The 15335-nt window shown below is 50.8% G+C and carries 13 protein-coding genes; 8 read left to right on the forward strand and 5 right to left on the reverse strand.

The genetic code is table 11. The features are described from left to right. Positions 1 to 21 precede the first annotated feature (21 nt). The 5 genes from flgH to flgL all read left to right on the forward strand — a co-directional run bounded on the left by flgH (position 22) and on the right by flgL (position 6308). Positions 22 to 696: a flagellar basal body L-ring protein FlgH gene (gene flgH / locus OCU43_RS03180; RefSeq protein ID WP_091361461.1), complete on the forward strand. Its 675-nt coding sequence runs from the start codon at positions 22 to 24 to the stop codon at positions 694 to 696. A 19-nt stretch (positions 697 to 715) separates the two neighbouring features. After that, the gene (locus OCU43_RS03185; protein WP_376787860.1) at positions 716 to 1810 is read left to right on the forward strand and encodes a flagellar basal body P-ring protein FlgI; all 1095 of its coding nucleotides are present in this window, start codon (positions 716 to 718) and stop codon (positions 1808 to 1810) included. Between the two features lie 5 nt (positions 1811 to 1815). Further along, on the forward strand, positions 1816 to 2916 hold the full coding sequence (flgJ, locus tag OCU43_RS03190; protein ID WP_261832973.1) for a flagellar assembly peptidoglycan hydrolase FlgJ: 1101 nt from the start codon (positions 1816 to 1818) through the stop codon (positions 2914 to 2916). 84 nt (positions 2917 to 3000) lie between these two features. Beyond that, a complete protein-coding gene (gene flgK, locus OCU43_RS03195; RefSeq protein WP_091361457.1) occupies positions 3001 to 5058 on the forward strand; it encodes a flagellar hook-associated protein FlgK in 2058 nt (685 codons plus the stop codon). A gap of 20 nt (positions 5059 to 5078) precedes the next feature. Further along, the gene (gene flgL / locus OCU43_RS03200) at positions 5079 to 6308 is read left to right on the forward strand and encodes a flagellar hook-associated protein FlgL (RefSeq protein ID WP_091361456.1); all 1230 of its coding nucleotides are present in this window, start codon (positions 5079 to 5081) and stop codon (positions 6306 to 6308) included. 84 nt (positions 6309 to 6392) lie between these two features. On the opposite strand, the gene OCU43_RS03205 is transcribed toward flgL, so the two are convergent. From OCU43_RS03205 to OCU43_RS22215, 5 genes are all read right to left on the reverse strand, one after another. Beyond that, on the reverse strand, positions 6393 to 6749 hold the full coding sequence (locus OCU43_RS03205) for a hypothetical protein (RefSeq protein ID WP_091361454.1): 357 nt from the start codon (positions 6747 to 6749) through the stop codon (positions 6393 to 6395). 2 nt (positions 6750 to 6751) lie between these two features. Then, complete coding sequence (gene fliS / locus OCU43_RS03210; protein WP_091361453.1) at positions 6752 to 7165, reverse strand: flagellar export chaperone FliS; 414 nt, start codon at positions 7163 to 7165, stop codon at positions 6752 to 6754. Positions 7166 to 7221: 56 nt separating this feature from the next. Continuing rightward, complete coding sequence (gene fliD / locus OCU43_RS03215; RefSeq protein WP_091361451.1) at positions 7222 to 8628, reverse strand: flagellar filament capping protein FliD; 1407 nt, start codon at positions 8626 to 8628, stop codon at positions 7222 to 7224. A 47-nt stretch (positions 8629 to 8675) separates the two neighbouring features. After that, a complete protein-coding gene (locus tag OCU43_RS03220) occupies positions 8676 to 9056 on the reverse strand; it encodes a flagellar protein FlaG (protein WP_091361449.1) in 381 nt (126 codons plus the stop codon). Between the two features lie 80 nt (positions 9057 to 9136). Then, a complete protein-coding gene (locus OCU43_RS22215; RefSeq protein ID WP_091361448.1) occupies positions 9137 to 10645 on the reverse strand; it encodes a flagellin in 1509 nt (502 codons plus the stop codon). Between the two features lie 441 nt (positions 10646 to 11086). On the opposite strand from OCU43_RS22215, the gene OCU43_RS03240 reads away from it, so the two are divergent. From OCU43_RS03240 to OCU43_RS03250, 3 genes are read left to right on the forward strand one after another with little or no spacing between them, the layout of a single operon-like run. Then, positions 11087 to 12532 carry a sigma-54 interaction domain-containing protein gene (locus tag OCU43_RS03240; RefSeq protein WP_091361446.1) on the forward strand — a complete coding sequence of 482 codons (1446 nt, stop codon included), beginning with the start codon at positions 11087 to 11089 and terminating at the stop codon, positions 12530 to 12532. Next, positions 12533 to 13696 carry a sensor histidine kinase gene (locus OCU43_RS03245; protein ID WP_261832974.1) on the forward strand — a complete coding sequence of 388 codons (1164 nt, stop codon included), beginning with the start codon at positions 12533 to 12535 and terminating at the stop codon, positions 13694 to 13696. A gap of 3 nt (positions 13697 to 13699) precedes the next feature. Next, the gene (locus OCU43_RS03250) at positions 13700 to 15073 is read left to right on the forward strand and encodes a sigma-54-dependent transcriptional regulator (RefSeq protein ID WP_091361444.1); all 1374 of its coding nucleotides are present in this window, start codon (positions 13700 to 13702) and stop codon (positions 15071 to 15073) included. Positions 15074 to 15335 lie beyond the last annotated feature (262 nt).

The raw sequence follows: 15335 nt of genomic DNA on the forward strand, positions 1-15335 counted from the left end.
TCTGAGTTGAGGAGGTAACTAATGAAACAGCTGCTATTGATATGTGCCGCAACTCTGATGTTGGGAGGGTGTGTCAGCGCTCCACCAAAGCCGGACAGTCCGCATTTTGCACCGGTCCGTCCCCCCGCAATGCAGGCCCCGAGAGAGGTGACCGGTTCAATCTTCAATGCAGCAACGAGTAACAGCCTTTATAGCGATGGCCGGGCGCATCGGGTTGGCGATATTATTACCATCGTATTGCAGGAGAGTACCTCTTCGTCGAAAAGCAATAAAACCACGGTGGATAAATCGAATTCACAGACGCTGGGATCTCCGACGGTTTTGGGAATACAACCGACGGTGTTCGGTAAGCCTCTGAGTGTGAGTAGCGGTGATACCACCACAGCGTTCGATGGCGAGGGTAAATCCGATATGAGTAACAGCCTGGACGGCAATATCACGGTGACTGTACATGAAGTGATGCCCAATGGGTTGATGGTGGTTAAAGGTGAGAAGTGGCTGACTCTGAATCAGGGCGACGAGTATATCCGTGTTAGCGGTATGATTCGGCCTCAGGATATCTCTACCAGCAATACGGTTTACTCAACTCAGCTCGCCGATGCCCGGATCACCTACAGTGGTTCTGGTGCCCTGAATGACTCTAACTCTATGGGGTGGTTGTCGAAGTTCTTTATTGGTCCGTTGTGGCCATTCTGAGCAGATGAAGCGGAGAAAAATGATGAAACGTTTCTGGTTACTAGCTTTATCAGCAGTGCTGTTCAGTAACGCAGTGTTTGCCGAAAGGATCAAAGATCTGACCTCGGTTGCCGGGGTGCGTAGCAACCAACTGGTGGGCTATGGTCTGGTGGTGGGCCTGGATGGCACTGGCGATAAAACCTCATTCACCTCTGCGACATTCCGCAATATGCTGAATAACTTTGGTGTGGCGATTCCGCCAAATATCGATCCAAAGTCGAAAAATATTGCTGCGGTGGCAGTACATGCCGATCTGCCGCCCTTTGCCAAACCCGGCCAGACGATTGACGTAACCGTTTCCACGATTGGCGATGCTAAAAGTTTGCGGGGCGGCAGCCTGATTATGGCCCCGCTGAAAGGTGCCGACGGGCAGGTGTATGCCATCGCACAGGGCAACCTGGTGGTTTCCGGTTTTGGTGTGCAAGGATCGGATGGTTCCCGGTTATCGCTGAATGTTCCCAGTGTTGGTCGTATTCCAGGCGGTGCATCAGTGGAGCGTACCGTGCCTAATGCTTTTGCCCAGGGTGATAGCCTGGTGTTGAATCTGAACTATGCGGATTTTACCACCGCCCGGCGGGTCGCCGAACAGATCAATAGTCTGCTGGGGCCGGGTATGGCGAAGGCGATGGATGCAACATCGATTCGGGTATCTGCTCCCCGCGACGCTGATCAGCGAGTGTCCTTCCTCTCTGTGCTGGAAAACCTTGAGGTTCAGCCTGCTCAGGAAGTGGCGAAAGTGATTATCAATTCCCGTACCGGTACTATCATTATTGGTCAGAACGTCAGGGTTTCTCCGGTGGCGATAACCCACGGGGGGATGACCGTGGCGATCACTGAAAATCTGAATGTTGATCAGCCCAATGCACTGGCGGGGGGGGACACCGTTGTGACCCCGCGGACCGGTATCGAAGTGGATGCGGGCAGCGGTCATATGTTTGAGTTCTCCCCCGGTGCCTCGTTGCAGGATATTGTGGAAGCGGTGAACCAGGTGGGGGCTGCGCCGGGTGATCTGATGGCAATTCTGGAAGCCCTGCGACAAGCCGGTGCTCTAAAAGCCGAACTGATCGTGATCTGAGGTGGATGATGATAACTGACCCGACTCAACATGCGCAGCTGTACACCGAACTGGGGGAGATGGATAAGCTTCGTCAGCAAGCTAAAGATAAAGACCCTGCTGCATTAAAAGCCGTTGCCGAACAGTTTGAACAACTGTTTCTGAATATGCTGGTAAAAAGCATGCGTGAAGCAAACGCCAGCTTTTCCGAAGATAGCTATTTCAACAGCTCGCAGGTTGAATTTTATCAGCAGATGGGCGATACCCAGCTGACCAAGGAGATTGCCGAAAACAAAGGTTTTGGTCTGGCTGAGATATTGGTGCGGCAGTTGGGTGGCAATATCGATCCGCGGTTGGGGGAAGATAAAGACAAAGAGGAGAATCGGATAAAACCGCTGTCGGAGTCTGAGCGGATCCTAAACCGGACGGTGGATAGTGCGGCCAGTATGGCTGCATCGGCTATTCTTGGGCAGGCGCAAGCCAGTAGCCGGGTTCTGGAAAAAGCCCGGCAAGAGGCTCAACAGGCTCCTGGGGGCGTGTCTGAAACTGGGGTGGTTGCAGCCTCGGAATCTGCTGTCGAAACCGCCGGACCTGCTGCTGAAAAGACTCAACCGCAACGTTTTGAAACACCGGAACAGTTTGTCGCAACCCTGCTGCCGCTGGCAGAGAGTGTCGCGGCTGAGCTGGGGGTCGACCCTAAAGTGTTGTTGGCTCAGTCCGCTCTGGAGACCGGCTGGGGTCGCTATCTGATTCAGCGCCCGGAGGGGGGCAGTAGTCATAACCTGTTTAATATCAAGGCTGACAGCCGCTGGTCGGGTGAAAAAGCCCTTGTCGGTACGGTTGAGTTTCGTGATGGCGTTGCGCAGAAAGAGCGCTCGGCATTCAGGGTTTACGATTCTTACGAAGAGAGCTTTCGCGATTACGCAACGTTTCTGAAAAACAGTTCCCGTTACCAGCAGGCGCTGGAGCAGGCAGGCGATCCTTATCAGTATCTGAGAGGCTTGCAGCAGGCGGGCTATGCCACCGATCCAGAGTATGCTGAAAAGATCGGCAGAATTTTTGATGGGGATGTTCTGGCCGGACTCAGTTCAGATCTGAGAGACGGTTCAGGCACTAAAGAAAGTTAGTATCTGGCCGCTACAGAGAGCAGTATCTAGGTGAAACCTGTCTGCTCCCTGCTTTGCCGATAGAGTGTTCCCGGGAGTTATTGTATGTCCAGTTCCAGTTTATTAAATATAGGTATTCAGGCGACTCAGGCCAATCAGACGGCGTTGAGTACCATTGGTCAGAATATCAGTAATGTGAACACTGAAGGCTATACCCGTCAGCGGGTTAACCTGGTGACCCGGCCCGAGTTGTCGGGGGTGTTTGTTAAGGATATTGAGCGGATTACCGACAAATTCCTGACTCAGCAGGTGTGGACCGATACCTCTTCATACAATCAGGCATCCGCTTATGCGGCGATGTCCAGCCGGCTGGATGATCTGCTGGCTGCGGATACCCATAGTGTGTCAACGGCACTGGATGACTACTTTGGTGCGTTGCAAAGCGTTGTTGATGACCCTACCTCTACGGCTAACAGGGAACTCTTTGTTGCTCAGGCGGATGCTCTGGTAAAGCGTTTTAATAATCTGGATGCAAACCTTAAGAGTCAGGCCGAAACGATCAATGCGCAGATGGATGGCTATGCCAGCCAGATCACCAGCCTGGCAACCAGTATTGCCGATCTGAATGCTAAAATAAGCACTGCGGCTGCGACCAATCGCTCCACTAATGATATGCGCGATCAGCGGGACCTGCTGACCAATCAGCTTGCTGAAATTGTCGGGGTTACTGTGGTTGATCAGAGCTCCGATCAGTACAGTATTTTTATTGGCAACGGCCAGCCACTGGTAATTGGTGCGACTGCGGAGAAAGTCGTGTCAGTATTGGGGCCTGATAGTGAGCAAAAAGAGCTGGCGCTGATCAATAAGAACGAGACGGTTAACATCAATGACGAAATTGTTGGTGGCAAAGTTGGTGGCCTGATCAAATACCGGTCTGAGGCGTTGAATGATGCACGTAGTCAGTTGGGGCTGATTGCTGTTGGTTTTGCTGAAAGCATGAATGAACAACACCATCTGGGTCTGAACCTGAATAATGAGTTTGGTGCAGACCTGTTTACCAACATGAACGATGATTTTTTGCAGCAGAAACGGATCACTACCAACAGTAATAACCAGTCCGAAGTGAACATTGCCCGGGTCGAAATTCAACAAACAGATCTGTTGCAGGCAAGTGAGTATGAGCTGGTTGTGGGTGATGGTAACAGACTAACGCTGTATCGCAGCAGTGACGGCAAGCAGGTGCGTATCGATCAGTTGACCAGTGTCGATGATCCGCTATCGCCGCTGACCACTGGTCAGGGGGTTGATGCCGTCGGCCAGGGAGAGTTTTATCGTGACCCCGCAGGGCAGGTTTTATCATTTGCTGTAGATGGTATGAAGGTAACCATCGATACCAGTACCAAACTGATTAAGGGTGACCGGTTTCTTATTCAGCCGGTAACCAGTGGCGCGGAAGATCTGACTTTATCGCTGCATGATGGCCGGCTTCTGGCGTTAGCATCGCCGATAAAAGTAAGCAGTAATATTGATAATCAGGGCACCGGACTGGCAACGGTGACAATGACAGATGCCAAGGCTGATGCCTTTGCCACTGCGGGTGAGCTGTCGCCACCGATAGAGATCGTGTTTAATGATCCGGCTTCATCCCCCTCCGGAGAGATGACCTATACCATCTATGATATGAGTGACCCGAACAACCCTGTGGTACTGGAGTTAGATCCCGCTGTCGGCCCGCTTTCTGATCAGCCGTTTACTTCCGGTGATGAGATTCAGCTGGATGGGTACACGGTGACAATCGCTAACCAGCCGCAACCGGGCGATCGTTTTGGTTTTGATTATAACCTTGATGGTGTATCGGATAACCGTAATGCTTTCGCTTTGAGTAATCTGCAGCAAACCGCCCTGTTTGATCATGGCTCCTATCAGGAACTCTATGGCAGTCTGGTAGAAAAGGTTGGAACCCGGACGGCAACCGCCGTTATCTCTGAACAGGCTGGTAAGGCTGTACTGGATACGACCACCAGTGCTAAGGACAGTGTTTCCGGTGTCAACCTTGATGAAGAAGCCGCTAAGCTGGTGCAGTTTCAACAGGCGTATCAGGCCTCTGCTCAACTGATCCGGGTATCACAAACCATTTTTGATAGTCTGCTTCAAAGCCTTTAAGTAGCAGGAGAGGGTAAATTATGCGTATTTCAACTGCTCAGATATTTAGTCGCAATACCGATAATATCAATAATGCTAATAGCAGCTTGTTTAAAACTCAGCAGCAGCTATCTACCGGTAAGCGTATCTTGCAACCGTCGGATGATCCGGTTGCTACCGCTCAGCTTATTAAGCTGGATAAAGAGATCTCAAAGACCGATAAGTTTCAGGATAATATTGTGGTTTCCCGCCGGCGTCTCAATCTCGAAGAGACAACGCTGGATGCAGTCAATAATGCTACCCAGAGAATAAAGGAGCTGGCGATTCAGGCGAACAGTGGGGCCGTTAATGATAATGACCGTACCCTGATTGCCAGTGAGCTGAAAGAGTTGGAGTCGCAACTGTTTGGTCTGCTTAATACTCAGGATACTCAGGGCGAATATCTGTTTTCAGGCTATAAGGGGTTTGATGCAGCCTACCGTTATGATGGCGCTACCGATAGCTATGTCTTTAATGGTGATGAGGGGAGTCGGTCTATTCAGGTGGGTCCTAATGCCAATATTGTCTCTACCGATTCCGGTTTTAATATATTCGAGAATGTACCGAGCCAGTTAGCGCTGGTGCCTGCAACGGGTAACGAGTTTTCCGGACGAATCATTACCGACTTTGGCACTTTCGGTGAATTTACTGATAGCAGAGGGCCGGCAACCGTTACCTTCGACACCGTGGCTGGAACCTATAGTGTTACCGATGCCCAGGGTGACCCTGTTTTTGGTGGTAATCCAGCTGCCGAGCTTACAGATATCAGTTATCAGCAGGGAGATACCATTGAGTTTGAAGGCCTGAGCCTGGTGATCGATAGTCCGGCGGATGGTGCTGTGGTGATCGAGACCGAAACACAACGCACCAACGTTCTGAATATGGTACACCAGCTGAATGCCGCACTGACCAGTATTAATACGGTTGGTGATCCGCAGGGAACTGAGCGTTTAAATGAAGCAGTCAACCGGGCTTTATTGCAGATTGACAGTATCGAGAGCAAAAACATTCAGGTTCGTGGAAGTATCGGTGCGCGAATGAATACGCTGGATGCTCAGGAGTCGGTCAATGAGGAGTATAAGCTGTATACCAATGAAGCTCAGTCATCACTTCAGGACCTGGATTATAATGACGCGATCAGTCGGTTTACGCTGCAGCAAACAACACTGAATGCTGCATATGCCAGTTTTGCCAAGATACAGAATCTGAGTCTGTTTAATTATATAAACTGATTCAGTTACCCTGTCGGTAGTATGTTTCTCATTAAAAAGCCCGGTGATCCGGGCTTTTTAATGGGGGCTGGATAAAAGGTAAGATTACAGATCCTGCGCACGCTGATAAGCTTTAATGCTGCGGCCGGCTTTCTTGTGTTGACTGGACTGGTCAAGCAGAGCCTGCCTTTGATGGCTGATTGCGTTAATCAGCGACTGATGATTCTGTTGTAGCAAGGCTATTTTATCGTTTAGCTGAGCTACGTCTTCAGCATTGAGTTGGGCAAAGGGTAACTGACGAATCGCGAGGTCTTGCTGCTTCACCAGATTAGTGAGTGTTGTCTCATCTTCATCTGCTTTATTGGTCATGTGACCGAGCGCAGTAAAGATCTCTTGCTGCAGGCGCTCTATCTCTGTGAACCCCTGCAGCCACTTCCGGGCTGCAGGGCTAAGCTGAGGCATGACTATTTTTCTACCGGGCTCTGGGTCTTGTGGTGTTCTGCAGGGATCTTTTCCCAGGCAGACTTGATCTCCAGCAGTAGTTGAGTCACTTCATCCAGCTTCTCAACAGATGACTCGATATTGGCTTTCATCAGCGTACTGGACATATAGGTGTATAGGTTATCCAGATTCTGGGCGATCTCATTGCTTTCTGTATCCGCCAGTGAGGCCTGCAAGCCGCCGATAATCGAGATCGCTTTGCTCAGGCTTGTGCCTTTTAATTCAGTATTTTTACGCTCTATAGCGCCTTTTGCGGTAGCGATACTGCCCAGGGCACCATTCATTAGCATCAAAACCTGCTGGTGGGGGGTTGCATGCGCCAGGGCCGAGTTCAGGCCTATTTTTTGATACTGTTGAGAAGCAAGGTTACGATTCATAATAGATCCTTAAAAAAACGGTTTGCCGCCAGCTCATCAACTGGGACGGCTAAAAATTACTTGTTAGTCTGACGAACAACACCGGGTAGATTGTCCAGTGCGGAGCTCAACCATGCTCCGGTCGAGTTGAGTTGTGCAACTAACAGATCCATCGCATTGAACTGTTTATAAAGTCGCGCTTCAAGTTGTGCACTACGATAATCGAGCTTGGTTCTCTCGTCGCTTATACCTTCTAGCTTGGCGTTAATCGAATCCGTGCGACCATCAATGGTGCCGCTGATCTGAAGGTAGTTCTCCAGCATAGCGTCAATTTTGAAAGCGACTCCCTGTGTGTCATCTGAAAAGAGTGTGGTGACGCCTGTATAATCATCTTTCAGCGCGGTATCCAGTTTGCCCGAATCCAGTTCAAGTGAACCATCACTGGTGGTTGTAATACCGATTGATGCCAGTGAAGTGTAGCTGCTGTCGTTGTTATCGATCCGGCTGGTCAGAGTGTTTCGTATCTGTCGCTCAATTGAACCGATCAGGGAGTCACCAAATAGCGGGCCGGCTGTGTCAGAATCAGGATTGTAACTGGTTTGTTCATTAATCAGCGCGATTAACTCGTTATAACCATCAACCAGTGTCGAGATCTGATTTTTAATTGCACTGCTATTTTCGCTGATTGACAGTGTGATGGGCTCGCCAACATTGGTGTCAGCTAAGGTGATGGTTGCGTCTGGAATAACATCGGTGATGGTATTAGTGGCGCTGGTCATCGGTTGACCATCAACACTGAATACGGCATCGGCTGCTGCAACTACCTGGTCGTAGAAGGTGGCAACATCACCATTGACATCAGGAGTAGCGGTGCCCGAATTGTAATCATAGATATCAAGATCACCCGTTGTGGTTGTGCCGGTAATTGTGAGTTGGTTTTCAGCTCCGGTTTCATCTGCGTTAAATACCAGACGCTTGCTGCCATTAACTACGAGTATTGTGGCAGTGACGCCAATATTATCTTCAGCGCTATTGATCGCATCGCGGACAGATTCAATAGTCGCGTTATTGGTTCCATCCAACGTGACGGTGAAACTGCCTCCGGCATCGGCAAACTCAAGTGTTCCTTCACTGATGACATAATCCTGCTGGGTTACCAGTTTTTGTGCTGATGCCAGACTGGTTATTTCAAGAGAATAACTTCCTGCTGCCGCATTATTGTCGGCACTGAAAGCGGCAATTGCTTTGTCAGATGAGGCAGCGGTTCTATTGCTGAAAGTTGTGGCATCTTTCAGGCCGTCTAGTTTGGTCTGAAATTCGGACAGAGCACTTTTCAGCAGGCCGACTGCAGAGAGTTCGGCCTGAAGTGTGGCTTCTTTCCTGGCAAGTCGATTAAGTGTAGGGGCCCGACTGGCATCTACAAGGTCGGGAACCAGAGATTTTATATCGATGCCAGAGCCAATACCTGGTGATGAAATGGCCATAACTACCTCGCTTCGCTATTCTCTGAAAGAGAAGCAGAGAAGGCGTTTCAGGCCTTCTCGCTGAACAGCAGATTGTTCATCTGCTCAATATGTTTGCTGATTTCGATAAAATCCTCAGAGGGGATCTGTCGGATCAACTCATCATTTGATTTATCAATAACTTTTATTATCGTTTGTCCGCCTTCCTGGTCAACTGAAAAGTTCAGTGTCCGCTGGAACTGAGACATAAAGTCATTGATGGCAGCAACGGTTTCGTGAAGGGCTTCAACGCTCTGTTGAGAAAAATCTGCCGGGCTAGGCCCTGCCGGCTTCTGAACAGTGGATTGCTGTGGTTGCTGGGCTTGCTGTGTTTGCGTGGCGTTAGCCGACGGATCAACAGTGGGCTTTGCAGTGGCCTGAGTGGAAGAGACCTGCATTTCACTGGACATGACGTACCTCCTGGCTCAGATCTGAAGTGGTTAGCTAAAAAAGGCGGGCAAAGCCCGCCCTTTCCGTTAATGCTCTATGCTTACTGTAGCAGAGACAGTACGCCCTGTGGCAAAGTATTTGCCTGAGCCAGCATCGCAGTACCTGCCTGCTGAAGAATCTGGTTCTTAGTCAGGTTGGCAGTTTCTGCAGCAAAGTCTGCATCCTGGATCCGTGAACGGGCAGCAGTTACGTTCTCACTGATACTGCTCAGGTTTGAAATAGTACTTTCAAGACGGTTCTGGACCGCACCCAGGTCAGCACGTTGTCCAGCCATAAACGCCAGCGCCTGATCGATGACATCCAAAGCATTGTTTGAGCCGGTTTGTGAGCTGATATCAATTGCTGCAACTGAAGAAAGAGTTGAAGTATTTGCGGTAGTCGCTGCAAATAATCCACCTGCCGCACCTGAAGTAACGGTAAATGTTCCGCTGGCGGAGAAAGTTACATCACCCGCAACACGAGTACTGTCAGTATTGGTCGCTGTGGTTGATGCATCCACCAGAGTCGCTGCTGCACCTGAGTTTGTTGAATCAGCATTCAGGCCTTGTACGGTCATAACGTTAGTACCGTCGGCACCGTTTGTCGCACCTTCAATAATGATGTCATCACCATTAGCGCTAATCAGCGTAATAGAGGTTTTATCGCTGGACAGCTCTGCGGTAATACCGGTTGTACCGGTTTTCGCATTGATTGCTTCTGACAGTGCTGATACATCGGTAGATGTAACACCGTTAGCAGTGATGGCCTGTGCTCCCCCAGTAGTATCTCCAGTCAGAGTAAAGGCTACGTTACCTGCAGACACAGAAGTGATTTTTGCCTGGCTGACTGCTTTTGCGGTTACACCAGTATCGCTTTGTACGGCATTGACTTTTGCAGCTACAGTTTTAGCACTGTCGCCCGCAGCAACGTCAACCGCAGTGGTGGTTGAGCCTAATGGACCGCTGATTGTCAGGTCTTCACCCGCTACGGTAGTGCTTGCTCCTGCTGTCGCCGCAGCTGCTACTGCAGTTGACCCAGTACCGCCTGTTGTTAATGAGTAGTTACCCATGCTGGTAGCGCGAGTGCTGCCAATGGATACGTTGATAACCTGATCAGCCTCGGCACCAACATGGAATTTACCTGAGGTAAATGTACCATCGAGAATATTCTTGCCGTTAAAAGATGTTGTGTCGGCAATACGGTTCAACTCGGATTGTAGCTGAACAACCTCTTTTTGGAGATTGGCACGGTCAGATGCACTGTTAGTATCGTTGGCAGACTGGATGGCCAGCTCACGCATACGCTGTAGAATGTTTGTAGACTCTGACATTGCGCCTTCAGCGGTTTGAGCCAGAGAGATACCATCGTTAGCGTTACGTACAGCCTGGTTCAGACCACGAATCTGGGAGGTCATGCGGTCGGAGATCGCCAGACCTGCCGCATCATCTTTTGCACTGTTGATACGCAGACCAGAAGACAGACGCTGCAGGGATGTCTGCAGATTGTTCTGGGATTTGCTCAGGTTGTTCTGAGCATTGATAGAAGCGATGTTTGTATTGATAACTGCCATTTTCTCATCTCCTTAACCGAACCGGTTATGGAGTCCCCCCGGCTGGTTCTTTGAGCTTTCGAGACAGCGGTGCTGCCTCACGTATAAATTCATTTCGTGAAAGGGTTAACGGCGCACTGTTTTGAAACTTTAGGGGGCAGTGTGTGAAAAAGTCGCAATAAATGGACATTTTTACTAAAGGCCTTGTATTACGGGGGCTGGAGGGTAAACGGAGCATTACCCATTTTGTGTAATTTTTTATTAAAGGGGATCCGTCATGCTGAAGTACGTGTGTAATAAAAAATTCGTATCGACGCGATCACTGCTATTTTTTATGTAGTGTCAAAAAAACATCATGCAATAGGTTGTCTTTTGAATTGCCATGTCATAAATTTGACGTAGTGATACTAACCCTGATAACACACCGGAAAGAGCTCTGATGAGAGATGTGCTGGGAACCCTATGAGTAGCCCGCTACAAATTATATATATTGATGATGATGTGGAGAGTCGGACCCATCTGTCAGAACGGCTGGGCTTCGCCGAAATCAGTCACACCACCACCGATTATGTGTCCTGGCTGCAGGGAGATACTGCTGAACCGGGTGATCGTTCGGTGGTCTGGCTGGGGCAGTGTTCATTGCCAATCTCGCTGGAAAAACTGATGCAGCAGTTTGACCAGTTGGATGACAAGCTGCCGGTCATTGCCGTCTCCCCCTGGCCCGAACTTGAACAGCTGCCGGAACAACTTCAGGAAAAGATAATTGGCCGGTTGAATCCGGATGCCACCCTGGATGAACTGACGGTGATGCTGCACCGGGCGCTGATTTATCGGCAGTTGCAGCTGCAGTATGCCGGTCAGCCTGACCTGTTCTCCCCTAAATCGGTCGCCAGTCAGTTTGAGGGGATGGTGGGACAGAGTGAGGCGATGGCACTGGTGCGCAAGATGATCAGCCAGGTGGCGGGGCGGGATGTCAATGTGCTGATCACCGGTGAAAGTGGCACCGGTAAAGAGATTGTTGCCAATAATCTGCACCGGGCATCAAAACGGTCGAGCGGGCCATTTGTGCCGGTTAACTGCGGCGCTATCCCGGCTGATCTGCTGGAAAGCGAGCTGTTTGGTCATGAGAAGGGGGCATTTACCGGCGCGATTAACTCCCGGGCAGGGCGGTTTGAACTGGCTAATGGTGGCACGTTGTTTCTTGATGAGATCGGCGATATGCCCCTGCCTATGCAGGTGAAGTTGCTTAGGGTCTTGCAGGAGCGTTGTTTTGAACGGGTGGGCGGTAGTGTCACTATCGACTGCGATGTGCGAATTATTGCCGCCACCCATAAAAACCTGGAGCAGATGATTGTTGAGGGGAGTTTCCGCGAAGATCTTTACTATCGTCTCAATGTTTTTCCTATCGATATGCCGCCTCTGCGTGGTCGGATTGAGGATATTCCTCCGCTGGTGGATGAGTTTTCCCGGCGTCTGGCAAAAGAGGGGTTTGGCCGTATACGCTTCCATCCTGCGGCGATTCGTTCACTGCAGCAGCACGATTGGGCGGGCAATATCCGCGAGCTGGCGAACCTGGTTGAACGGCTGGCGATCCTGTACCCCGATGCGGTGGTGGGCGTGAGTGAACTGCCGCCAAAGTTTCGGCATATTGAGGAACCGGATCCCGATCTTTATCGCGGGGATGATACGCAGGAAACACTCAATGTAGGCGTGCAGCCCAACCGCCTGACTGAACTGCCGGAACAGGGGCTGGATCTCAAACTTCATATAGAAAATATTGAGCAGGCATTGATTACTCAGGCGCTGGATCAAACCTCAGGTGTGGTTGCCAGAGCAGCGGACCTGTTGCAGATTCGCCGGACCACGCTGGTGGAGAAGATGCGTAAATATGGAATTCAGCGAAAATAGATGATGACTGACGCAACTAACAGAATCGCTCAACTGGAAGCGGAAAATAGCCAACTGCGGGCGCAGCTGGATCAGATCCGCCAGACCAGTGTAGAAAAACAGGTTGAGCATGAACGCTTGTCAGGCCGGCTGGAGGATCTGCTGGATCTGTTGCCGGCAGGTGTGGTGGTAATCGATAACCGGGGTCGGGTCGCCGAGTGTAACAGTGCGGCTGAGCAGTTGCTGGGGCAGCCGTTGAAGAATGAACCCTGGATTGCCGTCATTCAGCGCAGTTTCGCCCCCCGCAGCGATGATGGTCATGAGGTTTCATTAAAAAGCGGCCGCCGGGTCAGTCTGTCAACCAGTACTCTGGCAAATGAGTCGGGCCAGTTGCTGATGTTGACCGATCAGACCGACACCCGGTTATTACAGGGGCGTCTGGCCCATTATCAGCGATTGTCTGAGATGGGGCGGATGATGGCCTCGCTGGCGCATCAGGTGCGTACCCCGCTGTCTGCGGCTCTACTCTATGCCGGGCATCTGATGAAGCCGGAGTTGCGGCCGGAGCAACGGATTAAATTCGCCGGAAAAGTAAAATCCCGTCTGGAAAATCTAGAGCTGCAAGTGCGCGATATGCTGATTTTTGCCCGGGGTGAAACCCGACTGGAGGATCGCATCAGTGTTGCAGAGTTGTTCCGTGAACTGGAAGATGCGCTGGATATGCCTCTGCATAGCTGGGACGCTGACTGCGACTGTCTTAACCGGGTACCGGAGTTGCAGCTGCAGTGCAATAAAGATTCGTTGCTGGGGGCGATTATGAACCTGGTCAACAACGCCTTGCAGGCAGGCGGTAAAGGCACCGAACTGGTCATTGAAGCGCAACTGGTCGGAGATAAGCTGGGTATCGAGGTGCGTGATAATGGTCCGGGAATGGATGCGGAGCTTTGTAAAAAGGTGCTGGAGCCGTTTTATTCAACTAAATCCCATGGCACCGGTTTAGGGTTGGCGGTGGCACAGGTAGTGGCCAAAGCGCACCATGGCGAGTTTCTGCTACGCTCACAGCTGGGGGTTGGCACTCAGGCGGCTTTTCTTATTCCTTATCAAACGGGCGGTCAGACCGATAATCAGGCCAATCACCTGGCGGGTAATAACAGCAGTGAAAATAATGAAAGCGGGATCGGATAGTTTATGAGCATTCAGGTATTAGTGGTTGAAGACGATGCGGATCTGCGTGAAGCGCTGGTCGACACGCTGGAACTGGCAGGCTTTGATTATCTGGAAGCTGATTCGGGAGAGCAGGCGCTGGAGGTGATTGCAGAAAATCCCGTAGATATGGTGGTCAGTGATGTCAATATGGGGGGCATGGATGGTCATCAGCTGCTGGAAAAAATTCAGCAGAGCCAGCCCTGTCTGCCGGTGATGCTGATTACTGCCTATGGTCAGGTCAATAAAGCGGTGGATGCGATCCGCAGCGGAGCGGTGGACTATCTGATGAAGCCTTTTGCTCCAGAGGCGTTGATCGAGGTCGTGAAACGCTATACCGGCACGCAGTTAAGTGAGCAGGATAGTATTCAGCCGATCGCAGAGGAGACCAGCAGTAAGCAGTTGCTACAGGTGGCCCGGCGTGTTGCCGAGACCGACTCAACCGTACTGATTACCGGGGAGAGTGGTACCGGTAAAGAGGTGCTGGCGCAGTACATCCATATGCATTCCCCCCGGGCCGACAAGCCCTTCGTCGCGATTAACTGTGCAGCGATTCCTGAGAATATGCTGGAAGCAACGCTTTTTGGACACGAGAAAGGCGCGTTTACCGGCGCTTACACCAGCAACCCCGGTAAGTTCGAGCAGGCTAATGGTGGCACCATTTTGCTGGATGAGATCTCAGAAATGGATCTCGGGTTGCAGGCCAAGCTGCTGCGGGTGTTGCAGGAACAGCAGGTAGAGAGAGTGGGTGGCCGCAAAGTGATCAATCTGGATGTCAGAATTCTGGCAACCACGAACCGCAGGCTGGAAGAGTATGTTGCGGAGCATAAGTTCCGCGAAGACCTGTATTACCGGCTCAATGTCTTTCCGCTTCAATGGTTGCCGCTGCGAGAGCGGGTCGGTGATATCGTGCCGCTGGCGCAGCGCTTGCTGGCAAAATACTCCCGCAAAATGAATCGCACCGCGGTCTCTCTCAGCGAGGAGGCGCAGCGTACGCTACAGGCCTATCACTGGCCTGGGAATGTACGCGAGCTGGATAATATCGTGCAGCGGGCGCTTATTCTGCAGCAGGGAGCACTGATCGGTCCTGCCGATCTGCATATTCAGCCGGGCAGTATGCAGACCTCTGAGATGGCGGGTCGCTTTAGCTCTGGCAGTGTCAGTCCTGACGACAGCAGTCAGTTGGGAAATGATATGAAACAGCATGAGTTTCAGCTGATTATTGAGACGCTTCGGGAAACAGGCGGGAGTCGTAAAGAGGCGGCAGAAAAGCTGGGTATCAGCCCCCGCACATTACGCTATAAGCTGGCCCGGATGCGTGAGGCTGGTATTGATCTTGATGCTGAACTGAAAAGCTGAATCGTTCCATTTGGATTAAATTGTACGTCTAAGGTCGTAGAAAAAGGGCTTCCTACGACTAATGGCCAGCCCCGGATAGACCAATGTCTAATTCAGGAAGAATCGGTCACTTCGGTATAACATTAACCACAAAAATAATAGTTTCAGAGTCTCTGTTTATACTTTGGAAACTAATGACCTGAAAATCTCACCGTCAATAACAAAAATATGGGTAGAGCAGGGATAGGGAGACGTAGTTATCGGAAGTTGATGACTTGTGATT

Source organism: Amphritea atlantica, from assembly GCF_024347255.1.
In the GTDB taxonomy this organism is placed as follows: Bacteria; Pseudomonadota; Gammaproteobacteria; order Pseudomonadales; family Balneatricaceae; genus Amphritea; species Amphritea atlantica.